Genomic DNA, 22,607 nt, shown 5'->3' on the forward strand with positions numbered 1-22,607 from the left:
CGAGACCCGGCTAAGGAGTCTCGGCTCGCTGATTCGTCGGCACTTCCCTCTCGCTGCGCTTTTCAGCGCTGCTCTTGAGGTGAAGCGCCCTCAAAAAATTGACTGCGGGTTTCCGCAATCCATTACTGCTTGGGCTTGCTATTTGGTTTTCAAAGACCGAGCCGCTTGTCTTGCTTCGCGACTTTTGCTACCGTCTACTTCGTTGCCGGTTTCGCTTCAACCGGCGGGGTTGCAGCTTCTATTTCAGTTCGCATTCAGCGTCAACTTCGCTTTTTGCGTCCTGCGGGCTGCTTCGAAGTTCGTCGGCGCCGTCCAGTGACTTCCGCCGTTTCTTTTCGAAGGGGAGCGGCTTCTACTTCAGCGCCGTCTTCCCTGTCAACCGCTTGCTGTCAGCTTTCCTCACCGCTTTGCGTCCGTCGTGTTGCTTTCCGGACTGCTGCTGCTTCGGTGGGGCGCGGCTTCTATCTCTTCGCCGCGTTCGCTGTCAACTCGCTCGTTGACTGCCCTATTTCCTTGTCGGTGCTGCTCTCTCCTCGAAGTGCCTTCCGCGCCAGTGCGCGGGCTTCGAGGTGAGGGGCGCGGCTTCTACCACCGCCGCATCCTGTGTCAACCGCTCGACTGCTGCTGCTTCCCGACCCGCTCCGCCTCCCATGAGGCGGCAACCCGCTCCAACACCTTCAACGCCCGCGTTCGGCTGCCCTGCTGCGGCACCATCTAAGAATCGATTCGGAGAATGTCAACTTCCCGTCACCGATGAGGCCGACTGCGCCTCTCCCCGTTTCTGCGTCGCTCAGGTGCCACCGGAGTGACGCCTGCGTGTCGCCGCGAGGTGGGCGGCTTATCCATCAGGCGATCGGCCAGCGCAAGAAATTTGATGCAGGCTGCCGGCGCGGTGCGACGTGGTGGAGGGGGAACCCGTGGGGCGGTTCCACCCATTCCCCCGGCGGATTTCAGCTCCCGAACCTGAGCTTGGAGAGGTCCACCCTCCCCCGCCGGCACTTCTCCGCGACCACCACCGAGCGCAGCTCCTGATAAGCGCGCTCGAAGTCGTCGTTCACCACGATGTAGTCGTAGGACGCGATTCCCCGCTCCATCTCCGAGCGGGCAGCCAGCATCCGGCGACGGATGGTCTCGTCCGCATCCGTCTGACGGTCTCGCAGCCGCCGCTCCAGTTCCTCCATGGAGGGGGGCAGCACGAAGATGAGGACCGCGTCGGGGTGCTTGCGCTTGATGGCCTGCCCGCCCTGGACGTCGATGTCGAAGATGGCGGTGCCACGGCGCGTGCGGGCTTCGTCCACCACGGACTGCGGGCTGCCGTAGAAGTGGCCGTGGACCTCGGCCCACTCCACGAACTCACCCTTCTCGATCTTCTCCTGGAAGGCGGCGACTCCCACGAAGTGGTAGTCCACGCCCTCCTGCTCCTTGCCCCGGGGACGCCGGGTGGTGACGCTGGTGGAGAAGATGCCGTCCGGCATCTCCTTCAGCAGGCGGTGCGCGAGGGTGGTCTTTCCCGCTCCGGACGGTGCGGAAAGGACGAGGAGCAGGCCAGGCTGGAGTCCAGTGGGTTCGTTCATTCGACGTTCTGCACCTGTTCGCGGATGCGCTCGACCTCGGCCTTCATCGAGACCACGCGCGCGGAGATTTCCGCGTGCTGGCTCTTGGAGCCTGTCGTGTTCACCTCGCGGTGCATCTCCTGCACGAGGAAGTCCATGCGCCGGCCCACCGGCTCGGGGCTCGCCATCAGGAGCCGGAACTGCTCGAGATGGGTCGCGAGCCGGGTCACCTCTTCCGCGATGTCCGTGCGCTCGGCGAACAGGGCCACTTCTTGCGCCAGGCGCTGCGGATCCACCGCGACGCCGCGCGCGAGCTCCGCGACACGCTCGGTGAGCCGCTGCTGGTAGTCACTGACCGCGCGAGGCGCGAGCCGGGCGACCTCCTGGCTCCAGCCCTCGATGAGCTTCATCCGGGCGTCCAGGTCCGTGTGGATGGACTCGCCCTCGGTGTTCCGCATCGTCTCCAGGGCCGCGAGCGCCTGCTGGAGCGCGGTCTGCGTGGCCTGGGTGGCGGACTCCACGTCCACGCCCTTCTCTTCCAGACGGATGACGCCCGGCTGGTTGGCCACCTGCGACCAGGCGATCTCCACCGACTGGCCCATGGCCTCGGCGACTTCGCGGAAGGCGCGCGCGTATTCGCGGGCCAGGGCGACATCCACCGTGGGGACGTTTCCCGAGACGGTGGCGGCCTGCCGGCGCACCAAAATCTCCACCGAGCCGCGCGCGAGGCGGTCCTTCACCTGCTTCACGAGGGCGGGCTCGAGCGCGGACAGCTCGCGCGGCAGCCGGACCTTCACTTCACAGAACTTGTGGTTGAGCGAGCGTGCTTCCACGGAGACCTCTTCGTCCCCCACGCGGGCGCGGCCCGAGCCAAATCCGGTCATGCTCTTGAGCATTGGGCCGGGTGCTAGGGGCTTTCGGTCCCAAGGTCAAGCCAGCGTCTTGTGTCCGTTCCAATTCTGGTAGGGTCCGCCGCCGATGGCGTGGCACAAGCGGCTTGAAACGTGGGCGAAGCTGGCACTGACGCTCCTGGCTTCCCTCCTGTTCTGGCGCCCCGGACGTCACCGTTCTCCCGGGACGCCCCTCCCCCACCCGCGCAAGGTCCTGCTCGTCCGGCCCGACAACCGCGTGGGCGAGGCCCTTCTCACCACGCCCCTCATGCGGACCCTCAAGACGCATCTCCACCCGCCTCCAGAGGTGCACGTGCTGGTGCACGCCAAGGTGGCTCGCGTCCTCCAGGGACACCCTGACGCGGACGCGGTCCTGGCGTTCGACCGGCGACTGCTTTGGCTGGGCCCCCTGGCGCCTGGCATCCGCGCACTCCGTCGCGCGGGCTATGACACCGTGGTGGACTGCGCCAACTGGAGCGCTCCATCCGTGACGAGCGCGCTCATCGCGCGGATGGTGGGCCCCAAGGCAGTCGTCATTGGACCGGGCATCTGGCCGGTGTCGCTGCTGCAGTCGGTGTCCGTGGCGGCCCGGTCCGATACGCGGCATGAGGCCATTCAGCGCACCCACCTGCTGACGCCCCTGACAAAGGGAGCTGTCGCCGAGGGGCTTTCGTTCCGGGAACCGGTGCTGGGCGAGGCATTCCGCGGCTATCTGGCGACGTTCTCCGGGACGGGTTCGCGGCGCGCGGTCATCAACCCGGGGGGACGGTTGGGCGAGCGCCGCATCCCGGCCGAGGCATTCGCGGCGGCGGCCCGGGAGCTGATTTCGCTCGGCTATTCGCCTGTCGTGACCTGGGGGCCTGGAGAAGAGGCCCTGGCTCGGACCGTGCTCTCCGGAGCCCCGGGGGCGGAGCTGGCTCCGGCGACGAGCATCGATGAACTGGGTGCGCTCATGCGGACCGCGGGCCTCACCGTCTGCAACAACACCGGGCCCATGCACCTGTCGGTCGCTGTGGGCGCTCCCACGCTCGCGTTCTTCCTGCGCATCGACATGGAGCGCTGGGGCCATGCGGTGGCGCCCCACCGGATGGTGGACCTGACGCCCATTGTGGATGGGGCTTCTGGCGTGGGGTTGGAGCAGCGCGTGTCCGCGGAGGTCCGGTCGTTCGTCGCGGAGCGGACCTCGCTCACGGGGTGAGCGGTCGCTCCTGCTCGGGCACCAGTTGGGGGACGCCTTCCTCCACGGGCCAGGCTCGCAGGCACCTGCCGCAGCAGACTTCGGGCGGAGGGCCCTGGTGCTCTTCGAGCGGGGCCTTGCAGTGGGGACATCCCAGGATGGACCTCAGCACCGGGTCCAGGTCCATGGGCTACTTCGCGCCTTCGCGGCCGAGCCTGCGGGCCAGCTCCGTGGTGCTGTGGTCCTTCGGGTCTCCCGCCACTGCCGTCCTGCCCCCGTAGGCCCGGACTTCGTCACCTTCCGGAATGGAGTCCGGCGTGTAGTCCGTCCCCTTCACGTGCACGTCGGGCTTGAGGGCGCGGATGATGGTCCGCACGTTCGGCTCGTCGAAGACGATAACGCGGTCCGTGCAAGCCAGCGCCGCGACCAGCTCCGCGCGCTCCGCTTCCGGGATGTGCGGACGGCCCGGCCCCTTGTAGGCCCGGGTGGAGGCGTCCGAGTTCACCGCCACCACCAGCACATCCGCCAGGGCCTTCGCCCCTTCCAGGTAGCGGACGTGCCCGACGTGCAGCAGGTCGAAGACGCCGTTGGCCAGGGCCACCGTGCGGCCCTGCTCGCGCCAGCGCTCCCGCTCCTCCGCGATGGCTGAGAGGGGGCGAAGCTTGTCCAGGGTGTTCATCGTGGGCTCCGCAGCGCTTCGAGGAGTTCTTCGCGGGAGACCGTCGCCGTGCCGGGCTTCTGCACCACCAGCGAGCCCGCGACGTTCGCGAGCCTCGCGGCTTCACCGAACGAGGCTCCGGCCGCGAGTGCCAATGCGAAGCTCGCGATGACCGTGTCGCCCGCTCCCGTCACGTCCACCGCTGACTTCGCTCCGTGCACGGGGATGAGGTCCACGCCGCCCTTCGCGTCGAAGACGGCCATGCCATGCCGGCCTCGCGTCACCAGCAGGGCCTTGCAGCCCAGCTTGCGGACCGCCTCGTGACCGGCCTCCAGAAGATCCTCCTTCGTGCGCACCGGACGGCCCGTGAGCGCTTCCAGCTCCGGCTCGTTGGGCTTGCACACCGTGAGGCCCGCGAAGGCCATGAGCGCGTAGCGGCTGTCCACGCAGACCGGGAGGCCGTCCGCAGCGAGCTTTCGCAACACGGCCCGGACTTCGTCGCTGACGACGCCCGCTCCGTAGTCCGAGACCACCACCGCGTCCGCGTCCTTCGCGGCGGCCTCCACCTGCCTGGCGATGGCCTTGCGCATCCGGGGCGGGAGGGGGCCCCGCTGGCCCCGGTCGACGCGGAGCATCTGCTGTCTCGTGGTGCTGATGCCTCCCGCGAGGATGCGCGTCTTCGTCTCCGTCTGGATGCTCCGGCTGCTGACCGCGTGCAGCCGGATGTCCGCGGCTTCGAAGAGCTTGCGCAGTTCGCTGCCCATTGAGTCCACGCCCAGGGCGCCCACCGCCGTCACCTGCCCCGACAGCGCTCGGATGTTGGCCGCCACGTTGGCCCCGCCGCCGAGATTCACCTCCGACGACTCGTACCGGACGATGAGCACCGGGGCCTCGCGGCTCACCCGGTCCGTCTGGCCGTAGAGATAGTGGTCGGCGACCAGGTCTCCCACCAGCAACACCCGACGGCGCGCGAAGGCGAGTGGCAGGCGCGAGGACGACGCTGCCGGACGTGAAGACGGGGCCGCTGGCATGGCCGCGCGTTGTCCCACAGCGGTCCAGCCCTCACAAGTCGCGCGTCTTTCCCTGCAGCCCGAGCGCCCGCTTCAGATGCGCTTCGCCCTCCAGGACCTCCACTCCCAGGCGCACCACCCAGGCCTCGAAGCCGGCGGGCAGGCGCACCGCGTCCTTCTCCGTCGTCACCACGAGTGCTCCGTGCTGGCGGGCCCGGGCTTCGACCTGGCGAAGCTCGTCCGCCGTGAAGCGATGGTGATCCGGGAAGAGGGCAGCGTCCCGGACCTCCGCTCCGAGTGTCGTCACGGTCTTCAGGAAGCCTCCGGGCCGGGCCAGCCCCGCCAGGGCGAGGACCGGTTTTCCTTCGAGCGCGTTCGTCGCGTGCTCGGTCCCCGAAGGGTCCCACCACGCCGTGGGTCCATAGCGCGTCCGAACCCTGGGAGCAGTCACTCCTTCGAGCCATGGGTTGGGGGCGGCGTCTCCGGAAGCGGCTCTCAGCCAGAGGAGCGTGGCGCGGCGCAGGGCCGATGGGGGCTCGCGCAGTGGGCCTCTTGGGAGCAGTTGGCCGTTGCCCAGCCCCACCGCTTCGTCCACGACCACCAGGTCTTCGTCACGGTGCAGGCGGCGGTGCTGGAAGCCGTCGTCCAGCAGGACCGTGTCGAGGCCGAAGTCGTCCCGGGCCCGGAATGCCGCCGCGACGCGGTCCGCTCCCACGAAGAGCCGGGCCCCTTTGCACCTGCGCGCGAGCAACAGGGGTTCGTCTCCGGCTTCCGTCACCGCGGGCAGGGGCTCTGCTCCCGTGAAGGTGAGTGGCTCTTGGGACTCGCGTCCGTAGCCTCGGGTGAGGATGCCGACCTTGCGTCCTTCGCTGATCAGCAGCTCCGCGAGATGGAGGACCGCAGGGGTCTTGCCCGTGCCTCCGACGTTGAGGTTGCCGATGGAGATGACCCGCAAGCCTTCGACTTGTTCGGCTCGCTTCAGTCCCGAGTCGTAGAGGGCACCTCGAAGGCGGACCGCTCCGCTGTAGGACCAGGACAACAGCGTGAGCGGTGACAGGAGGGCACGACGGGTCCAGGGCTCCGGTGTCGGCGGATAGAAGATCCGCTCCAGGGCCGTGGGTCCGCCCGTCATCGCTGTCGCTCCGCGGCCTTCTGGTAGAGGGCGAGGATGTCCCGGGCGATGTGTTCGTTCGTCGGGTGCCGGGTCCCCGCCGTTGCTCCGGACAGCGCGGCGGTGACGACGGCTTCCACCGTGGGCGCTTCCACCTTCGCGTCCGACAGCTCCGGGAGCGCGCCCTCGTTCACCGCGACCACTCGGACGCCGCAGGCCCTGGCCTGGGCCGCGGCCCTCGCGCTCCAATCGTTTCCCAGACCGAGGATCCAGACTTCATCCAGGGCCTGCAGCCACTTCGCGAAGTCCGCTCCCTGCTGGTAGCCCGCGAACGTCACCTGTTCGGTGAGGCCTCGCTCCGTCACCTGTGTCCGCGTCGCTTCGAGCAGGGCCCCGTCGCCCACCAGTACGAGGCGGGACTCGGGACGTTGCTGGCGGAACGCGGCGAAGGCTTCGACTCCCAGTTCATGACGGCGGCTCTTCTGGAACGTGGAGATCATCCCCACCAGATGCGTGTCTTCGAGGCCCAGGCTCCGGCGGAGGGCCTTGCGATCCTGGGGTGGCTCGAACATCGGGTCCACCAACGCGGGCAGGACCTGGACGGGGCGATGCCTGCTTTCGAGCTTCTCCATCAGGTGGCTCGCGGGTACCGTGTACGCGCCCGCTTCGGGCAGCGATGCACGCAACGAACGGGGCGCGTGGATGGAGCGGATCCGCACCGCGCCCTTCGGCGTTCCCCAGCGCGCCACGAGATGATCATGGGTGAAGTGGGCGTGGACCACGTCCACCGTCCTGCGGCGGAGGGCTCGCAGGTCGCTCCAGATTTCCCACGGGGGAGACTTCACGGACAACGTCAGGCCTCCCTCGTCCATGAGGCCCAGTTGCTGGAAGCGGGGCACGGCGGGTTCCTCGGCGGCGATGTCCCGGCGCTTGCGGTCCACCGCCACCGTGACCTCGTGGCCCAGGGCCCGCTGCGCCTGGGCCAGCAGCGCGACGTTCTCCGCCGGGCCGCTCCAGAAGGGACTCGCGAGCAGGTGCAGGATGCGCATCAGCGCTTCACCAGCGAGTGGTAGAGGTCTCGGAGCGCCCGGGCTTCGTGCTCGACACCGCAGCGGCTGCGCGCTTCCTCTTGCGCGTTGCGGCCGACCTGACGGGCCCGCTCCGGTTCGCGGGTCAGTTCGTCCAACAGGTCGCGCAGACCCTTCACGTCTCCGGGCTCGAAGAAGAAGCCCGTGCGGCCGTGCTCGATGAGCGTGTCCAGGTACGGCAGCTTCGAGGCCACCACGCAGCACCCGGAAGCCATCGCCTCCACGTGCACCAGCGAATAGCCCTCCGCGTAGGAGGGATGCACCAGGATGCTCAGGCCCTGGTACCAGGGCTCGATGGTGGACTGCTCTCCCGCGAGCAGCACCCGGTCCTCGATGCCCTGGCGCAGCCCGTTCACCCACGCCAGGTCCGGCCCCTTCGCGAGCCCCACCAGCACGGCCTGCCAGTCCGGCCGCTGCGGCAACAGGGGCCTCAGCGCTTCGATGAAGTCGCCCTGCCCCTTCTCCTTGCGGATGCGGCCGATGACGCCGATTCCGTAGCGGCCTCCCTGCTGGAGCCGGGCCCAGGCCGCGTCACGGTCTTCTGGTGGGTGGAAGCGCTTGAGGTCGATGCCGTGCGAAATCACCGTGGATGGGAGCGCGATGACGTCGGAGATCTGCTTCGTGAGCGACACCAGCGCGTCCGCGCCCCTCGCGAGCCAGCGGGTGAAGCTCGTGGGGGCTACCGACGTGTGCCTGGTGAAGACGAGTTGGACCCTTCCTCCCAACGCCTTCAAGAGCATCCCCGCCAGCAGTTCATTGTTCCGGTGCGCGTGCCAGACGATGGGCTCCTGGTGCGAGCGGCGGATCAACTCTCCCCAGGTAATGCGTGGCAGGGTCTCCGTCAGGCCGGAGCCGATGACCCGTGTCTCGTCGCCCTGGGCCAGCGCGGGCACCACGGACTCCACGTGCCGCGTCACTCCCGTGTAGCGCTTGTGAAAGTGTGGATGGACGATGAGCGTCATCGAGGAGCCCTCCTTAGCGCGGCCATGGCTTCCGCGTTGCGCTCACTGGCTCCGGAGATGCGGCGCACCGTGGCTTCGGCTTGGGCTCCCAGTTGCTGCCTGCGCTCGGGATGGGCGAGGAGGTCCTCCAGCGCGGCGTGCAGGGCTTCTCCATCCGCCACTTGAATGCCTCCGTTGCCTTGCAGCACCGTGACGCTGTCTCGGAAGTTGTCCATGTGCGGGCCGAACAACACCGGCCTGCCCTGCCCCGCTGGCTCCAGGATGTTCTGGCCGCCTCGCTTCGTGAACGAGCCGCCCACGAACACCACCGTCGACAGGCGATAGGCTCGGGACAGCTCGCCCATCGAGTCCATCACCACCACCGGCGCTCGCTCCGGGTTGCCCTGCGAGCGCAGGCCCACGGTCAGATTCCGCTCCCTGGCGAGGGTCTGGATCCGCTCCGCCCGGTTCAGGTAGCGCGGAGCGATGACCAGGCTCAGCGTGGGCCAGCGTTCCCGTAGACGCTGATACACCTGCAACAGGATTTCTTCCTCGCCCTCGTGCGTGCTTCCCGCGAGCCACACCGGATCCGCTGGAAACAGACCGAGGGCGGTTCGCAGGGCTTCATCCTCGGGGGCTGGGCCCGCCGCGAGGGCGTCGAACTTGGTGTTTCCGGTGGTGAGGACCCGTTCGGCCGGTGCGCCCAGGGCCTTTGCTCTTTCGGATTCCTCGTCCTGCCTCATCAGCAGCAGGTCCATGTCCTTCAGCGGGTTGTCGATGAGGCCGAAGAGCGTCCGGTACTTCCCCACGTTCGCGGGGGAGAAGCGCCCGTTGGTCATCACCACGCTGGCTCCGGACTGCTTCGCGGCTCGGATGAGGTTGGGCCAGACCTCCGTGTACTCGAGGACGAGGAGGTCAGGTTGGAGGGCTCGCACCGCCCTTCGCGTCGCGCCCCAGAGGTCGTAGGGCACGTACACGACTCCGTCGATCTGCTTCGCCAGACGGTCCCTTGCCATCGCGTGGCCGCTGTCCGTCATCGTCGAGAGCACGATGCGGCAGCCTGGGAAGCGCTGGCGCAGGGGGCCGAACATGGGCGCCAGGGCCAGCAGGTCCCCCGCGCTGGCTCCGTGCAACCACAGCAGCGGGCCTTCTCCCTTTGGCAGGTCGCCCGGTCCATAGAAGCCCAGCCGCTGCTTCAGCCCGTGACGCGTCTTCCGGTACACGCAGAGCACCGGGAACAGCAGCGCGAAGAGGACGTAGGTGGCGACGACGTAGAGCAGGCGCATGGGCGACGTCCCGCGCTCTATCAGATGCCCGGCGGTCTCGGCACCACTCGCACCGGGCTGGGGACCAGCCAGGGCCGCCACTCGTGGCCGAAGAAGCGTCCGGGCGCGTGGGCCCAGACCTCCACCTGGACTGCTCCGGGACCGGTCAGCTCGATGTGCTGCCCGTCGGGTTGCAGGCGACCGTCGCCCCACACCCGGACCTCCACCGTGCCCGGGGTGTGTTCCGGGAGGCGGACCGTCAGCACCGTGCCCACGGGGGCTTCCCTCGTGTTCGCGTCGAAGCCTTTCAGGGCGAAGCCCTCTGGCGCTCCGAGCGCTCGGAAGACGCAAAGGGCGTGGCCGCTCGCCAGCGCCTGCGTGACCTGGGCCGCGGCTTCGCGCGCGTTCTGGGACAGGGGGCCCGGCAGCAGGCCCGGCGGGAGTTCCATGTCGAGCGCGTTGAAGATGTCCTCGTACGCGGGCACTCCGTGCGCGTCGTTGCCGCACAGGGCGATGCGCTTTCGCTCTCGCGCCAGCTCCAGGAAGCGCTCTGTCGGGCGTGGCTCTGGGACCGCTAGCAGCATCACGCCGTGCACCGGGTTCACCAGGGAGGCGCCTACCGCGGGCAGGAGCCGGCTCACCGGGCTTCGCAGCGCCTGCCGGAAGAAGGTGTCCGCTGAGTACAGCTCGAAGCCTGGGACCTGGTGCGCCGTCGCTTCGTCCTTCCAGGGGTTCTTCGTCTGGACCGGATGCGCGAGGACCGCCGTGCCTCCGGCGGCTTCCACCGCGGCCACTGCCTCTTCCGGTGGGCCCCAGGGCTTCACGCCTTCGATGGGCCTCTGCATGCCGAACGCCGCCAGATGGCCCGCGCTGGTCGAAATCTCCACCCCGGGGATGAGCAGTACGCCGTCCACCCAGGTCGCGGCGGGCGGCTTGAAGTCGTTGTGGTCGGTGAGCACCACGAAGTCGAGGCCCGCGGCCTTCGCCTCCCGGGCGACCTTCGCGGGCGTCCCGTTCCCGTCCGAGCGCGTGGTGTGCACGTGGTATGCGCCGCGGATCCACGGCTTTGCTTCCGGTGCGGGTTCGACGACGGGGTAGTCCGCGAAGCCCGCCGCGAAGGCGAAGAAGCCCGCGACCCCCAGAAGCAGGAACAACACACCGAACACTGCGCGGATCGCCAGGGCGAGGGGCCGCCTGGCCGTGCCCGCCTTGCTCACGCCGCTCCCCGCTCGACGGGGCCTGACGTCTGCAGGCGCCACATGGCGGCGTAGCGGCCTTCCTTCTGGAGCAGGTCCGCGTGGCTTCCGCTCTCCACGATGCGGCCCGCCTCCACCACGTGGATGACGTCCGCGCTCGTCACCGTGGACAGCCGGTGCGCGATGACCAGCGCCGTCCTGCCGGGGAGCACCTTCGCCAGTGCGGCCTGCACCTCGCGCTCGTTCTCCGGATCCAGGCTGCTGGTCGCTTCGTCGAGCACCATCACCGGGGCCTTGGACAGGACCGCCCTCGCGATGCACAGGCGCTGGCGCTGGCCTCCGCTCAGGATGACGCCTCGCTCGCCGATGCGCGTGTCGTAGCCCTGGGGCAGGCCCTGGATGAAGGCGTCCGCGTTCGCCACCTTCGCCGCGGCCTCCACTTCCTCTTTCGTTGCCTCGGGCCTCGCGTGCCTCAGGTTCTCCAGCACGGTGCCGTGGAAGAGCAGCGGTTCCTGCGTCACCAGCGCGAACTGACTCCGGACGCTCGCCGCCGTGTACGTGTCCGCGTCCACTCCATCCAGGAGGATGCGTCCCTGTTGGGGACGCTCGAAGCGCAGCAGCAGCGACGTCACCGTGCTCTTGCCTCCTCCACTGCCTCCTACCAGCGCCGCCACCTGCCCCACCTTCAGGTCCAGGGTCAGCCCGTCCAACGCTCGGCGCTCGCCGTAGAAGAAGCGCACGTCTTCCATGCGCAGCGACTCACGCAGCGCTGGCGCTGGCCCCGCGCCGACTGCGTCCTCCACAGGGTGCTTCAAGTCGAGCAGCGCGAAGAGGCGCTCTCCCGCCGCTCCCGCCTGCACCGCGAACTGCGTCACCCGGCCCAGGTCCTTCACCGGCTGGTACACGAGGATGACCGCCGTGAGCAGCGACAGGAGCGCTTCCGGCTCCATCGCTCGCGTCGCCGCCGCGTACCCCAGCGCTCCCGCGAGCGCCGCCGCGGCGAGCACCTCCATCAACCCCGGCACACCTCCTCGCGCCCAGGCCGCACCCACCACCGCTTCCTCGTGGGCCTTCGCGTAGGACTCGAAGCGCGCCAGCTCCGCCTCCTGCCCGTTGAAGGCCTGGATGGTGCGCAGCCCTCCCAGCCCTTCGTGCAGCTGGCCCGCGAGCTGGCCCAGGTGAGCCTGCCCTTCTCGCGTTCCCTTCAGCACCTTGCGCGTCAGCCTCGATGCGGGCAGCGCCGCCAGCGGAATCACCGCCAGCATCAACCCTCCGAGCATCGGGCTCATCGCCAGTGCCACTCCCGCGAGCACCAGCACCTGAATGGTGTCTCGCAGGTACGAACCCACCGTGTACATGGCGGCCAGCTCCACCGCCATCACGTCCGAGGAGAAGCGGCTGAGCAGATCTCCCGTCCGCTCCTTCGACAGCTGCGACGGCGACAGCGCCGTGAGCCTCAGGAACAGGTCGCGCCGCAGGTCCTTCACCACTCGCTGCGCGAACAGGCCCATGAAGTAGAACTGGCCCAGGTACCCCACACCCTTCACCGCTCCCACGCACAGCACCAACACCGGGAAGCCCCAGAGCGCAGCCTCGCGCGGCAGGTTCGACAGCCAGGGCACCCGGTGCGCGCTCGCGAAGCCCTCCTCGCCTCCTGACAACAGGAAGCGCAGCGCCGGGCCCAGCAGGTACGCGTACGCGCCCGTCGCGAGCCCCAACACCGCCATGCATGCGAAGGCCAGGACGAGGATTCCCGCGTGCGGTTTCGCGTACCGGAGCAACCGCCAGAGCGCGTGATGCATGACTACTTCACCACCTTCTGCAACGCCGCCCTCGCGAGCACCGAATACGGGTTCAGCTCCAGCACCTTCATCAACTTCTTGCGCGCGAGCGGCACGTCGTCCAGGTCGATTTCGATGATGGCCGCGATGATCTGCGCCCGCTCCAGGTACGGATCCAACGTCAGCGCCTGCTTGAGCACCTTGCGCGCCGCGAGCGCCCGCTGCATCAGCGGCCCGGGCGCCCCCCGGTACTTCGCCCAGGCGAGGTACGAGTAGTACTCGGGCTCGCCGCCGTTGAGCGACACCGCTTCCTCGAAGCCCTGGATGGCCGCCTTGTAGTCGCCCCGCTTCATCGCGGACTCGCCCCGGCGCAGTGACAGCTCCGCGTCCACGTTGATGGCGGTCGCCCGGCCCACCACTTCCTGCCGGCTGAAGAAGTACTGGAGATAGGCGCGGCGCTTCTCATCCACGCTCAGTACCCGGTACGCCGCGGACAGCTTCTCCTGCACCTGCTCCAACAGGTCGCGCAGGTCGGAGATGTCGAACTCCGCGTAGGTGTCCGGATGAAAGCGCATCGCCGTCTCGTGATACGCGCGCTCCACCGCCTCCTTGTCCGCCGCAAGGTCCAGCCCCAGCCCGCCGAAGTAGCTGCGCGTGATGATGCGCACCGCTTCCTCACGCAGCGCCGCCGCCGTCTCCGCGGGCAGGCTCTTGCGCTTGCGCGGCGCGATGACGTCCGGCACCGCCGCCGCGCTCAACACGTCCGACCCCGTGGCCACCGGCGTCGCGGAGAACGTCACCCCGCCCGTCAGCTTGAGGAACCACAGCAGCGTGTACGCCGCTCGCAGCTCCGCGCGCCCGTGCGCTAGCAGGTCCTTGAGCACGATGCGGCCATTCACCTGCATGGCCAGCTTGATGTCCTCCGTGTCCAGCGCCATCGACTGGAGGTCCCGGCCGAAGTCCGCCGAGCGCACCGGGTACTCGTTCAGGTGCGCCTTGAGCGCGTTCGCCACCACCCTTAGGGGCATCCGCCTGCGCGCGGCCTCCAGCAGCGGGGCCAGGGCAGGTTGATCCACGGAGGCCACTTCGGAGGAGAACTCGTCGCCCGCGTAGAACGCGTACCGGCCCTCGCGCATGGCCAGCACGCGCCCGAGCCGGTCCCTCGTGAAGTCGCGCAGGAGCGCCAGCAGGTCCTCGCCCACCGCCTCCACGCCCACGTCCGCCAGCGCCGCTCCGATGCGCAGTCCGGAGGCGAGCGACTCCACCACCGGCTGCTCCTGCGCCTCCGTGAGGACCCGCCGCTCGCGCAGGAAGCGTGGCAGCGCGTCCTCCTTCGCGGAGGAGTCGAAGTTCACCGGCCCGCCTCGCAGGAAGAACACCCGGCGCGACAGACCCTTGAGGGCCACCACCAGCACGCCGTCACGGCGCAACCGGTAGAGCGAGTGCAGGAGCGCCGGCAGCGGGAAGGCCTTCAGGTCCCCCGCCGCCACCGCGGGCCTCGACAGCGTGGCGGACAGGCCCGTGAGCGTGATGGCCTGCGCGGCCTTCACCAGCGCCTCCAGGCGGGGCACCAACTCGCCCGGCTTGAGCGGATCCGGGATGTACGCGTTGACCTTCAGGTCCAGCACCGAGCTCACGCCCTTCGCGCGGCCCAGGTGCCCCTTGTCGATGGCCACGATGGGCACGCGCCCGCCCTGGCTGTGCCCTCGGATGAGGTGCACGACGTGCTGTCCCTCCACTCGCGGAAGGTCCACGCCCAGCACCACCACGTCCGGGTTGTCCGCCGAGAAGTGCTCCAACGCCATCACGGCGTCATTCACCGCCCGAACGGTGTACCCGGCCTGCGAGAGCAAGCCCGTCAGGTGCTCCAGGGTCGGGGGGTGGCTCTCAGCGAGCAGAAGCGTCTTCAAGGGGGCCGCAGTCTACAACCTCCCTCCCTCCGCGCATCAGCTACGATGAGGGTCTTGCCTCCCATGACGCAGCCATCCTCCCCCCGCATCCTCGTCGTGGCCGGCGAGGCCTCCGGCGATACCCACGCCTCGGAGCTCGTCGCCGCACTCCAGGCCCTGCGCCCCGACCTCACCTTCTTCGGCATGGGAGGCGCCCGGCTGGCCGCCCGGGGGGTGGAACTCATCCACGACGCCCGCGAAGTGTCCGTCATGGGCATCACCGAGGTGCTCCCCCGCATCCCCCGCATCCTGCGGATCATGAAGGACCTGGCCCAGGCCGCCGAGGAGCGCCGTCCCGTCTGCGCCATCCTGGTGGACATCCCGGACTTCAACCTGCGCCTGGCCAAGAAGCTCAAGGCCCTGGGCATCCCCGTGGCCTACTACGTGTCCCCGATGATCTGGGCCTGGCGCCGGGGCCGCGTGCGCACCATCCAGCGGCTGGTGGACCGGATGCTCTGCATCCTGCCCTTCGAGGAGGACTTCTACCGGGAGGCCGGGGTGCCCGCACGCTACGTGGGGAGTCCCGTGCTGGAGCAGATGCCCAAGGCCGCCAGCGCCCTCGAGTTCCGGCAGCGCCTGGGCCTGTCTCAGGACGCTCCCACGCTGGCGCTGCTGCCCGGCAGCCGGATGAGTGAGATCCGCCGCATCCTGCCCACCCTCGTCGGGGCCGCGAAGCAGCTGGCCTCCGAGCGGCCGGGGCTCCAGGTGGTGGTGCCGGTGGCGCCCACCATCGCCAAGGAGGAAATCCTCTCCCGCTTCGAGGGCAGCGGCGTGACGCCGGTGCTGGTGGACGGGCGTGCCCCAGAGGTGGTGGGCGCGAGCGACGCCGCGGTGGTGGCCTCCGGCACGGCGGTGCTGGAGGCGGGGCTGATGGAACGGCCGCTCGTCGTCGTGTACCGCGTGTCGCTGGTGACGTACTGGGTGGGCCGGATGATGCTGAAAGTGGCCTTCGTGTCGCTCATCAACCTGCTGGCGGGCCGGCGCGTGGTGCCGGAGCTGCTCCAGGGGGAGATGACTCCGGAGAACATCGCCTCCGAGGTGCGGCGCGTGTGGCTGCCGGGTGAGCCCCGCGACGCCATGGTCCAGGGCCTGGCCGAGGTGCGCGGACGCCTGGGTGAGGTGGGGGCCGCCCACCGCGCGGCCCAGACGGTGCTGGAGCTGTTGCCCCCGCCCCCTGTCGCCTGAGCCGGAGAACCGACCGGGTTGGCGTCGGGAGTGCTGTTCCAGCGCCGGGTTTGGGGTATGTCCGCCGGGTCATGAACCGTGCGCTGGTCTGCATCCCCACCTACAACGAGCGGGACAACATCGGCCCCATCACCCAGGCGGTGCTGGCGGCGGACCCCCGTGTGGACATCCTCGTCGTCGACGACAACTCGCCCGACGGGACGGGACAGCTCGCGGATGAGCTGGCCGCGAAGGACCCGCGCGTGCGCGTGCTCCACCGCGAGAAAAAGGAGGGCCTGGGCCGTGCGTACCTGGCCGCCTTCCGGTGGGCCCTGGCCGAGGGCTACACGTACATCCTGGAGATGGACGCGGACTTCAGCCACGACCCGCGCTACCTGCCCACCTTCATGGACGCCGCGGAAGGCGGCGCGGACCTGGTGCTGGGCTCGCGCTACGTGGATGGCGGCGGCACGGTGAACTGGGGCGTGGGACGGAAGATCATCAGCCGCGGCGGTTCGCTCTACGCGCGCAGCATCCTGGGCGTGGACGTGCGCGACCTCACCGGCGGCTTCAAGTGCTTCAACCGCCGCGTGCTGGAGAGCATCAACCTGGATGAGGTGCGCAGCACCGGGTACGCGTTCCAAATTGAGCTGACCTACCGCACCCTGCGAAAGGGCTTCACCGTGCGCGAGGTCCCCATCGTGTTCGAGGACCGGCGTGTGGGGCACTCGAAAATGAACAAGAAGATCTTCGTCGAAGCGCTGGGCATGGTCTGGAAGCTGCGCTTCACGGTCTAGAGCGCCATGTCGATGTCCGCGATGGTGTCCACCTTCCTCGTGTCGATGTCCGCCATCTTCTTCGTGGTGGACCCGATTGGCGTCGTGCCGCTGTTCCTGGCGATGACGGCGGGGGACACCAAGCAGCAGATTCGCAGCACCGCCCTGCGCGCCTGTCTGGTGGCGTGCGGGATGATGCTGTTCTTCGCCGTCTTCGGCCGCGTCATCTTCCAGGTGTTCGCCGTGTCGCTGGGCGCCTTCCGCGTGGCGGGCGGCATCCTGCTCCTCATCACGTCCCTGGACATGCTGCGCGCCCGTCCGTCCTCCACGCGCACCAGCCCCACGGAAGAGGAAGAAGGCGTGGTGAAGGAGGACGTGGCCATCGTCCCGCTGGCCATTCCGCTGCTCGCGGGGCCGGGCGCCATCGCCACCGCCATGGTGCTGATGGCGCGCTCCGGGACGTCCTTCGTCTCCGCGCTGCCGGTGGTCGCGGCGGTGGTGCTGACCTTCACCGTGACCTACTTCATCCTCAACGCGTCCAGCCTGGTGCAGCGGGTGCTGCGTCAGTCCGGCGTCGCCATCCTGGAGCGCGTGTCAGGCCTCATCCTGGCCGCCATCGCGGTGCAGTTCATCGCGGACGGGGCGAAGGACCTGCTCAAATAGCGTCCGCGCCCGCCACCCACACGGTGCCGTCCTTGCGCACGGTGCCCTGGGGACGGCCGTCCATGGTGAGGCGGTCCGGGCTGGAGCGCTGCGCGTCGTACGCGTAGCCGCCCTGGACCTCCTGCAGGTACACCACCACGGCGTCCACCACGTTCTCCTGCACCACCTTGAACGATTCGTTCGCGCACTGGGTGTCGCCGGTGAAGAAGCGCTCCAGCGTGGCCTCCTCCGGGTGGCGCACGTAGACGACCACGGGGGCCCTCTCCTCCTTGCCCTCGGCGACGAACTTCTGGATGGCCTTCGCGGGCGCGGGCTGGCGCATCAGCGCCTGGAGGAGCGTGCACTTCTCGGCCTCGGCCTGCACGCGCTGCTCAAGGGGGACGGAGTGCGCACAGCCCACCGTCCCCAGGAAGCCCAGGCCCGCCACGGCGAGCACCCAACGGATGCGAGCAAGTTCCACCATGTGACACCTCAAGGCTTGCGCCAGCGAGGGGTGAAGGGCGCGTTCGTCAGCGACGGGTCCTCCACCGCGATGATGTATTCGGCGCGGCGGTTGCCCGCCTCCGCCGTCTCGTCCGGCGTAGGCACCGCCGGGGACTGCTCACCAAAGCCCTCGTAGAACACTGGTACCTTCAGGCCACGTTGGCGGAAGTACGTCGCGATGCTCTTCGCCCGCTTGAGCGAAAGCTCGCGGTTGTCGTTCGTGCTGCCCACCGTGTCGGTGTGCCCGAGCACGTACAGGCGCAGCGACGCCCAGCGGCCATACTTATTCAACGCCTCCGTGATGCTCTTGTAGCTGGCGTCCAGATTGCCCTTCTCCGCCGGGGGAACGTCCGAGCGGCCGGAGGCGAAGGTCACCTCCTCATGCGGGATGTCCACCTGCCACGGGTAGAGGTCCACGCCCGTGTAGAAGTCGGAGGTGTCGTAGGCCCTCAGGCGGATGTGCATCACCTTGCCCTCCGCCGGCAGCCACTTCACCTCCAGGGGCGTGCCCGCGGGCGCGCCCTTGAAGTCCACGTCGCCCGCGAAGGCCGTCTTGCCGGTGTCCATCTTCACCGTCACTTCCGTCTTCGCGGCCGGGCGCGACAGCGTGAAGCGCAGCTTGCGCCCGGGTACGTCCACGTCCTCCGGGCGAACCTCCAGCTTCAGCGGCCCGTTGAGCTCCGTGTCGAACGAGAGAGGCATGGAGCCCGGCTCCGCCCCGCCCGGGAACCGCACGGTGAGCTCGCCCTCGTAGTGAAACTTCCCTTCCGGCTGCTCCAAGGCGAGGCGGCGGGAGATGCCCGGCTTGCCGCCCCCCTTGAGTTCCACCGCCTTGCCGTCGCTGCGCTTGAGCTTCACCTCGAAGCCGTCGATGGGCTCTTCGATGTGGATGACCAGCGTGGGCACGCCTTCACCCAGCGCCGCCTTGCTCTCCAGCGATACCCGGATGGCCTCCGCGGAGGCGGTGAGTGGCAGGCCCAGCAGGGCCACGAGAGGTAGGAGTCGAACGGACATGCGGCGTCAACCTCGGCGTCGCGGGGGAGGTGGGGAGGCAACTCCAGCCCGGGGGAACGGATTCCCGCGGAAGCCTACCGCACGCCCACCAGGGTGATGCCTCGCGCGGTGGCCCCCGCGAAGAGGGCAGGTGCGTCCAACAGCACCGTGCGCCCTACCTCCAGCGCCAGCACCCGGGCGCCCACCTCCGCCATGACCTCCAGCGTCCGGGGCCCCACGGCGGGCAAATCAAAGCGCAGGTCCTGCTCCGGCTTGCAGCGCTTCACCACGACCGAACCCGGGCCGCCCAGCTTCGCGCCCCGGCGGATGGTCTCGTCGGTGCCCTCCACGGCCTCCAGCGCGAGCACGTGGCCGTCACGCACCACCACCGTCTGGCCCACGTCCGCCTGCCCCAGGAGCACCGCCACCTCGCGGCCCAGGGCCACGTCCTTCTCCTGCGCGGGCTTGAGCACGGGGCCCGCCAGGTGCCCTTCGGGGCACAGCACCTCACCCAGGAAGTCCGTGGGCGCGATGATGGTGATGCCCTGGGATTCGAAGTCCGCGGCCACCGCGCGCAGGAGCGCGTCGTCCCGGAAGCTGCGCAGGCGGGAGATGATGCGCACCGCGCCCAGGTCCAGACGGGCCTCCGTGAGCGCGCGCACGCGGCCGATGCCGCCCGCCATGGCCGCCCGGGTGACACCCGCCTGGCGGAAGACCTTCTGGATGCGACCCACCTGCCCCACACGCACCCAGGCGAAGTGGCCGACCTCCTGCTCCAGCGCCGGGTCCGTCTCTCCCCGGTGCGCGGCCACCACTACCTCCAGGCCGCGCGCACGGGCGGCCCGCGCGAAGAGGAAGGGAAGCTGGCCGTTACCGGCGATGAGCCCGATGCGCTCCACCCACTCCCCTCCGTTCCCTCGTGAAGAGGCCTAGCGCGTGACGCCGCGCTTGCTCGTCTCCACGAACCGCACCAGATGCTCCACTTCCGGGTGGCTGGAGAGCTCCCCGCGAAGCTGCGCGAGCGCGTCCTGGAGCCCCAGCTTGGAGCGGAAGAGGATGCGGTAGGCCTCCTTCACACGGCCAATCTGCTCCTCGGTGAAGCCGCCGCGCTCCAGGCCCACGGTGTTGAGGCCCACCAGCGTGGCCCGGTCGCCCTGCACGGTGCAGTACGGAGGCACGTCCATGGTGACCATGGAGCCGCCGGAGATGAACGCGTAGCGCCCCAGCCGGGTGAACTGGTGCACCGCGACCAAGCCCGAAATCTTCACCGCGTCCTCCACCACCACGTGGCCCGCGAGCGCGGCCCCGTTGGCGAGGAGGACTTCATTGCCCACGACGCAGTCGTGCGCGATGTGGCTGTTGGCGAGCAGCAGGTTGCGGTGGCCCAGGCGCGTGGCGCCACCACCGGCCACCGTGCCCAGGTTCACCGTGACGAACTCACGGATTTGATTCTCGTCGCCAATGACGAGCTCCGTGTCCTCGCCCGCGTACTTCAGATCCTGTGGCGCCGCGCCCACGGAACAGAACTGGAAGAGGTGGTTGCGCTCCCCCAACGTGGTGCGGCCCTCGATGACGACGTGCGGCCCGATGCGGGTGCCCGCGCCAATGACGACATGGGGCCCGATGACAGAGAACGGCCCCACCTCCACGGTGTCGTGGAGCCGGGCTCCCGGATGGACGACCGCGGTGGGATGAACCTGCGCCATGTCCTTCTCTCCTCAGCAGCGCGAATGACGCGCCCTACGGCGCCGCGCTCTCGTCGCCCTTGGCGGCCTTGTTCTTGTCCACCACGGTGGCGAGGAACTCCCCTTCCGCCACCCTGGCGCCATCCACCGACGCCACACCCTTCGTCTTCCAGATGGCGCCCTTGTGGCGGATGACTTCAATGTCCAACTGGAGCCGGTCCCCGGGCACCACCGGCTTGCGGAAGCGCGCGTTGTCCACGCCCATCAAGTACGTGACGAGCCGCGTCGGGTCCATGGCTTCCGTCTTATACGCAAGGATGGCCGTGGCCTGGGCGAGCGCCTCGAGGATCAGCACGCCCGGCATCACCGGGTGCCCCGGGAAGTGGCCGTTGAAGAAGGGCTCGTTGATGGTGACGTTCTTGTAGGCCGTGAGCTTCTGGCCCGGCACGATTTCCACCACCCGGTCCACCAGGAGGAACGGGTAGCGGTGCGGCAGCAGCGCCTGGATCTCGCCAATGTCCATCATCCGCCCTTCTCCTTCTCCAACAGCTCCACCCTCTTGCGAAGGGCGCGCACTTCCTTGAGCAGGTCCGCCAGCTGCCCCGACGCGGCGCTGGCTCGCAGCCATTCCTTGTGGGGGATGGCGGGACTGCCACTGACGACCTGCCCGTCCGGAACGTCATGGGCGACGCCCGACTGCGCGCCCACCTTGGCCAGGTCTCCCACGCGGATGTGGCCCACCACGCCCACCTGCCCCGCGAGCACCACGCCGGTGCCCACCTCCGCCGAACCCGAAACGCCCGCCTGCGCGCAGATGAGCGACAGCGGGCCCACGCGCACGTTGTGGGCGATCTGAACCAGGTTGTCGAGCTTCGTCCCCTGGCCCACCACCGTTTCACCCACCGTCGCACGGTCGATGCAGGTGCAGGCCCCGACTTCCACGTCGTCCTCGATGCGGACGATGCCCACCTGGGGAATCTTGAAGTGGCGGGGGCCGTCCTCGCCCTCCGCGTCGAACGCGAAGCCGAAGCCGTCCGCGCCCACCACCGACGAGGCGTGGAGGATGACGCGCGAGCCCACCACGCAGTTCTCGCGCACCGTGGCGTGCGGGTAGAGCACGCAGTCGTCGCCGACGCGCGCGCCTTCACCCACGTAGGCCCCGGAGTGCAGCACCGTGCGGGCGCCGACGTGGGCACCCTTCTCCACCACCGCCCCGGCCTTCACCGTGGCCTCCGGGTGCACCGTGGCCTCCGGGTGCACGTGGGCCGCCGGGTGGATGCCCGCGGCGGGCCGCGTGGCCGGGTGGAACAGGGCGAGGAGCTTCGCGTAGGCCAGGTGCGGGTTCGGCACCCGCACCAGGGCCACGCCGTCGCGAGCGGTGGCATCCATCCCCACCAGCACCGCCGAGGCGCGGGTGGCCTCGAACTGCTTGCGGTAGCGGGGGTTGCCGTAGAACGACACCTCCCCCGGGACTGCCTCCTCCAGGCCGTTCAGGCCATGGATGAGCAGTCCGGGGTCGCCGAGGAGCTCACCCCGGACGTGGGTGGCGATGTCCCCCAGCCGGTGCGCGTTGGATGCGGATGGCACGGGGGTGTCCAACGCCTACTTCTTGACCGGGGCGTCCTTGGCCGCCGGCGCGGGCTTCTTGGAGGCGCTGTTGTTGTAGCTGCGCACGACCTCGTTGGAGATGTCGTACTGGGACAGCGCGAAGACGATGCCGGAGTCGCGCTTGTCCAGCACCATGCCCAGGCCGTCCCGCTCCGCGATGGAAGCGATGACCTGGTCGATGCGGTTGACGATGGGCTCCATCTCCTGGCGCTCCTTGTTGGCGGCCTCGGCGCGGCTGCGCTCGTACTTCTGCGCCAGCTCCATCACCTTCTTCTGGAGCTCGGTGGCCTTCTGGGTGCGCGTGGCCTCGCTCATGGCGCTGGCCTGCTTGTCCAGGGTGTCCTTCTCCTTGCGGAGCGTCTCCTGCTCCTTGTCGATCTCCTTCTGACGGTCCTCCAGCCACTTCTGGAGACGGGCCTTGGCGGCCTTGCCGTCATCCACCTCCAGCAGCACGCGCTGCAGGTCGACGTAGGCAACCTTGAGCTCGGCGGCCGAAGCGGCAACCGGGAGGGCGAGCGACAGGACAGCGGCGGCGGCCGCCAGGGTGCTTCGAAGCGACATGGGTTACGGCTCCTCGGAAAGGGTGCTGCAGGCTCCGACGTCCGCCATCCCGGCC

24 protein-coding genes are annotated in these 22,607 nt (G+C 69.2%); 5 read left to right on the plus strand and 19 right to left on the minus strand.

Going from position 1 to position 22,607, the window contains the following annotated elements; translation table 11 throughout:
* Positions 1–319, plus strand: a 319-nt coding sequence (locus tag D7Y04_RS46075) for a hypothetical protein (protein ID WP_233601798.1), incomplete at its 5' end; no start/stop codon positions are given.
* Positions 320–950: 631 nt separating this feature from the next.
* On the opposite strand, the gene gmk is transcribed toward D7Y04_RS46075, so the two are convergent.
* Both gmk and D7Y04_RS39400 read right to left on the minus strand, forming a co-directional pair.
* Complete coding sequence (gene gmk, locus D7Y04_RS39395) at positions 951–1,574, minus strand: guanylate kinase (RefSeq protein WP_120595196.1); 624 nt, start codon at positions 1,572–1,574, stop codon at positions 951–953.
* Positions 1,571–2,449 (minus strand): YicC/YloC family endoribonuclease, encoded by an 879-nt coding sequence (locus D7Y04_RS39400; RefSeq protein WP_120595195.1) that lies wholly within the window; start codon positions 2,447–2,449, stop codon positions 1,571–1,573. The genes gmk and D7Y04_RS39400 overlap by 4 nt, the downstream gene beginning before the upstream one ends.
* Positions 2,450–2,531: 82 nt before the next feature.
* Between D7Y04_RS39400 and D7Y04_RS39405 the strand changes: the two genes are divergently transcribed.
* Positions 2,532–3,641 (plus strand): glycosyltransferase family 9 protein, encoded by a 1,110-nt coding sequence (locus D7Y04_RS39405; protein ID WP_121762672.1) that lies wholly within the window; start codon positions 2,532–2,534, stop codon positions 3,639–3,641.
* On the opposite strand, the gene D7Y04_RS45305 is transcribed toward D7Y04_RS39405, so the two are convergent.
* The 10 genes from D7Y04_RS45305 to D7Y04_RS39450 are packed head-to-tail and all read right to left on the minus strand — an operon-like array spanning position 3,631 to position 14,580.
* Positions 3,631–3,807, minus strand: a complete 177-nt coding sequence (locus D7Y04_RS45305) for a Trm112 family protein (RefSeq protein ID WP_199749810.1) — start codon at positions 3,805–3,807, stop codon at positions 3,631–3,633. The genes D7Y04_RS39405 and D7Y04_RS45305 overlap by 11 nt on opposite strands.
* 3 nt (positions 3,808–3,810) lie before the next feature.
* Positions 3,811–4,299, minus strand: a complete 489-nt coding sequence (locus D7Y04_RS39410; RefSeq protein ID WP_121762673.1) for an adenylyltransferase/cytidyltransferase family protein — start codon at positions 4,297–4,299, stop codon at positions 3,811–3,813.
* Positions 4,296–5,309, minus strand: a complete 1,014-nt coding sequence (locus D7Y04_RS39415; protein ID WP_121762674.1) for a bifunctional heptose 7-phosphate kinase/heptose 1-phosphate adenyltransferase — start codon at positions 5,307–5,309, stop codon at positions 4,296–4,298. The genes D7Y04_RS39410 and D7Y04_RS39415 overlap by 4 nt, the downstream gene beginning before the upstream one ends.
* Before the next feature lie 31 nt (positions 5,310–5,340).
* A complete protein-coding gene (gene lpxK, locus D7Y04_RS39420) occupies positions 5,341–6,420 on the minus strand; it encodes a tetraacyldisaccharide 4'-kinase (protein ID WP_121762675.1) in 1,080 nt (359 codons plus the stop codon).
* Entirely contained in the window at positions 6,417–7,448 is a 1,032-nt protein-coding gene (locus D7Y04_RS39425) for a glycosyltransferase (protein ID WP_121762676.1), read from the minus strand. The genes lpxK and D7Y04_RS39425 overlap by 4 nt, the downstream gene beginning before the upstream one ends.
* Positions 7,448–8,449: a glycosyltransferase family 4 protein gene (locus D7Y04_RS39430; protein WP_120595189.1), complete on the minus strand. Its 1,002-nt coding sequence runs from the start codon at positions 8,447–8,449 to the stop codon at positions 7,448–7,450. Before D7Y04_RS39430 ends, D7Y04_RS39425 begins: the two co-directional genes overlap by 1 nt.
* Positions 8,446–9,714, minus strand: a complete 1,269-nt coding sequence (locus D7Y04_RS39435) for a 3-deoxy-D-manno-octulosonic acid transferase (RefSeq protein ID WP_121762677.1) — start codon at positions 9,712–9,714, stop codon at positions 8,446–8,448. The genes D7Y04_RS39430 and D7Y04_RS39435 overlap by 4 nt, the downstream gene beginning before the upstream one ends.
* Before the next feature lie 20 nt (positions 9,715–9,734).
* Positions 9,735–10,910, minus strand: a complete 1,176-nt coding sequence (locus tag D7Y04_RS39440; protein ID WP_121762678.1) for a PHP domain-containing protein — start codon at positions 10,908–10,910, stop codon at positions 9,735–9,737.
* Positions 10,907–12,691 (minus strand): ABC transporter ATP-binding protein, encoded by a 1,785-nt coding sequence (locus D7Y04_RS39445; protein WP_121762679.1) that lies wholly within the window; start codon positions 12,689–12,691, stop codon positions 10,907–10,909. The genes D7Y04_RS39440 and D7Y04_RS39445 overlap by 4 nt, the downstream gene beginning before the upstream one ends.
* A gap of 2 nt (positions 12,692–12,693) precedes the next feature.
* Positions 12,694–14,580 (minus strand): DUF4388 domain-containing protein, encoded by a 1,887-nt coding sequence (locus tag D7Y04_RS39450; protein ID WP_121762680.1) that lies wholly within the window; start codon positions 14,578–14,580, stop codon positions 12,694–12,696.
* A gap of 63 nt (positions 14,581–14,643) precedes the next feature.
* On the opposite strand from D7Y04_RS39450, the gene lpxB reads away from it, so the two are divergent.
* The 3 genes from lpxB (at position 14,644) to D7Y04_RS39465 (ending at position 17,222) form a co-directional block, all read left to right on the plus strand.
* Positions 14,644–15,804 carry a lipid-A-disaccharide synthase gene (gene lpxB / locus D7Y04_RS39455; protein WP_120595184.1) on the plus strand — a complete coding sequence of 387 codons (1,161 nt, stop codon included), beginning with the start codon at positions 14,644–14,646 and terminating at the stop codon, positions 15,802–15,804.
* Between the two features lie 71 nt (positions 15,805–15,875).
* Entirely contained in the window at positions 15,876–16,580 is a 705-nt protein-coding gene (locus D7Y04_RS39460; RefSeq protein ID WP_120576367.1) for a polyprenol monophosphomannose synthase, read from the plus strand.
* Positions 16,581–16,586: 6 nt separating this feature from the next.
* Positions 16,587–17,222, plus strand: a complete 636-nt coding sequence (locus D7Y04_RS39465) for a MarC family protein (RefSeq protein ID WP_370457313.1) — start codon at positions 16,587–16,589, stop codon at positions 17,220–17,222.
* Here D7Y04_RS39465 and D7Y04_RS39470 read toward each other — a convergent pair.
* From D7Y04_RS39470 to D7Y04_RS39500, 7 genes are all read right to left on the minus strand, one after another.
* Positions 17,215–17,685, minus strand: a complete 471-nt coding sequence (locus tag D7Y04_RS39470) for a hypothetical protein (RefSeq protein ID WP_121762681.1) — start codon at positions 17,683–17,685, stop codon at positions 17,215–17,217. The two genes, D7Y04_RS39465 and D7Y04_RS39470, sit on opposite strands and share 8 nt — an antisense overlap.
* A gap of 8 nt (positions 17,686–17,693) precedes the next feature.
* Entirely contained in the window at positions 17,694–18,719 is a 1,026-nt protein-coding gene (locus tag D7Y04_RS39475; protein ID WP_121762682.1) for an OmpA family protein, read from the minus strand.
* Between the two features lie 74 nt (positions 18,720–18,793).
* Positions 18,794–19,597, minus strand: a complete 804-nt coding sequence (locus D7Y04_RS39480; protein WP_121762683.1) for an LpxI family protein — start codon at positions 19,595–19,597, stop codon at positions 18,794–18,796.
* A gap of 30 nt (positions 19,598–19,627) precedes the next feature.
* Complete coding sequence (gene lpxA / locus D7Y04_RS39485; protein WP_120576362.1) at positions 19,628–20,404, minus strand: acyl-ACP--UDP-N-acetylglucosamine O-acyltransferase; 777 nt, start codon at positions 20,402–20,404, stop codon at positions 19,628–19,630.
* Between the two features lie 34 nt (positions 20,405–20,438).
* Positions 20,439–20,909 carry a 3-hydroxyacyl-ACP dehydratase FabZ gene (gene fabZ, locus D7Y04_RS39490; protein ID WP_206797923.1) on the minus strand — a complete coding sequence of 157 codons (471 nt, stop codon included), beginning with the start codon at positions 20,907–20,909 and terminating at the stop codon, positions 20,439–20,441.
* Entirely contained in the window at positions 20,906–21,970 is a 1,065-nt protein-coding gene (gene lpxD, locus D7Y04_RS39495; protein ID WP_121762793.1) for a UDP-3-O-(3-hydroxymyristoyl)glucosamine N-acyltransferase, read from the minus strand. Before lpxD ends, fabZ begins: the two co-directional genes overlap by 4 nt.
* A 15-nt stretch (positions 21,971–21,985) precedes the next feature.
* Positions 21,986–22,552, minus strand: a complete 567-nt coding sequence (locus tag D7Y04_RS39500) for an OmpH family outer membrane protein (RefSeq protein WP_014395493.1) — start codon at positions 22,550–22,552, stop codon at positions 21,986–21,988.
* Between the last annotated feature and the right edge of the window lie 55 nt (positions 22,553–22,607).

This window comes from Corallococcus sp. AB038B, assembly GCF_003668955.1.
Classification (GTDB): Bacteria; Myxococcota; Myxococcia; order Myxococcales; family Myxococcaceae; genus Corallococcus; species Corallococcus exiguus.

Coding starts and splice junctions, on each gene's coding strand:
- gmk (WP_120595196.1), bottom strand. CDS start 1,574: ATGAACGAACCCACTGGACTCCAGCCTGGCCTGCTCCTCGTCCTTTCC.
- D7Y04_RS39415 (WP_121762674.1), bottom strand. CDS start 5,309: ATGCCAGCGGCCCCGTCTTCACGTCCGGCAGCGTCGTCCTCGCGCCTG.
- D7Y04_RS39405 (WP_121762672.1), top strand. CDS start 2,532: ATGGCGTGGCACAAGCGGCTTGAAACGTGGGCGAAGCTGGCACTGACG.
- fabZ (WP_206797923.1), bottom strand. CDS start 20,909: ATGATGGACATTGGCGAGATCCAGGCGCTGCTGCCGCACCGCTACCCG.
- D7Y04_RS39470 (WP_121762681.1), bottom strand. CDS start 17,685: ATGGTGGAACTTGCTCGCATCCGTTGGGTGCTCGCCGTGGCGGGCCTG.
- D7Y04_RS39500 (WP_014395493.1), bottom strand. CDS start 22,552: ATGTCGCTTCGAAGCACCCTGGCGGCCGCCGCCGCTGTCCTGTCGCTC.
- D7Y04_RS45305 (WP_199749810.1), bottom strand. CDS start 3,807: ATGGACCTGGACCCGGTGCTGAGGTCCATCCTGGGATGTCCCCACTGC.
- lpxB (WP_120595184.1), top strand. CDS start 14,644: ATGACGCAGCCATCCTCCCCCCGCATCCTCGTCGTGGCCGGCGAGGCC.
- lpxA (WP_120576362.1), bottom strand. CDS start 20,404: ATGGCGCAGGTTCATCCCACCGCGGTCGTCCATCCGGGAGCCCGGCTC.
- D7Y04_RS39435 (WP_121762677.1), bottom strand. CDS start 9,714: ATGCGCCTGCTCTACGTCGTCGCCACCTACGTCCTCTTCGCGCTGCTG.
- D7Y04_RS39445 (WP_121762679.1), bottom strand. CDS start 12,691: ATGCATCACGCGCTCTGGCGGTTGCTCCGGTACGCGAAACCGCACGCG.
- D7Y04_RS39460 (WP_120576367.1), top strand. CDS start 15,876: ATGAACCGTGCGCTGGTCTGCATCCCCACCTACAACGAGCGGGACAAC.
- D7Y04_RS39475 (WP_121762682.1), bottom strand. CDS start 18,719: ATGTCCGTTCGACTCCTACCTCTCGTGGCCCTGCTGGGCCTGCCACTC.
- lpxK (WP_121762675.1), bottom strand. CDS start 6,420: ATGACGGGCGGACCCACGGCCCTGGAGCGGATCTTCTATCCGCCGACA.
- D7Y04_RS39410 (WP_121762673.1), bottom strand. CDS start 4,299: ATGAACACCCTGGACAAGCTTCGCCCCCTCTCAGCCATCGCGGAGGAG.
- D7Y04_RS39430 (WP_120595189.1), bottom strand. CDS start 8,449: ATGACGCTCATCGTCCATCCACACTTTCACAAGCGCTACACGGGAGTG.
- D7Y04_RS39400 (WP_120595195.1), bottom strand. CDS start 2,449: ATGCTCAAGAGCATGACCGGATTTGGCTCGGGCCGCGCCCGCGTGGGG.
- D7Y04_RS39465 (WP_370457313.1), top strand. CDS start 16,587: ATGTCGATGTCCGCGATGGTGTCCACCTTCCTCGTGTCGATGTCCGCC.
- D7Y04_RS39425 (WP_121762676.1), bottom strand. CDS start 7,448: ATGCGCATCCTGCACCTGCTCGCGAGTCCCTTCTGGAGCGGCCCGGCG.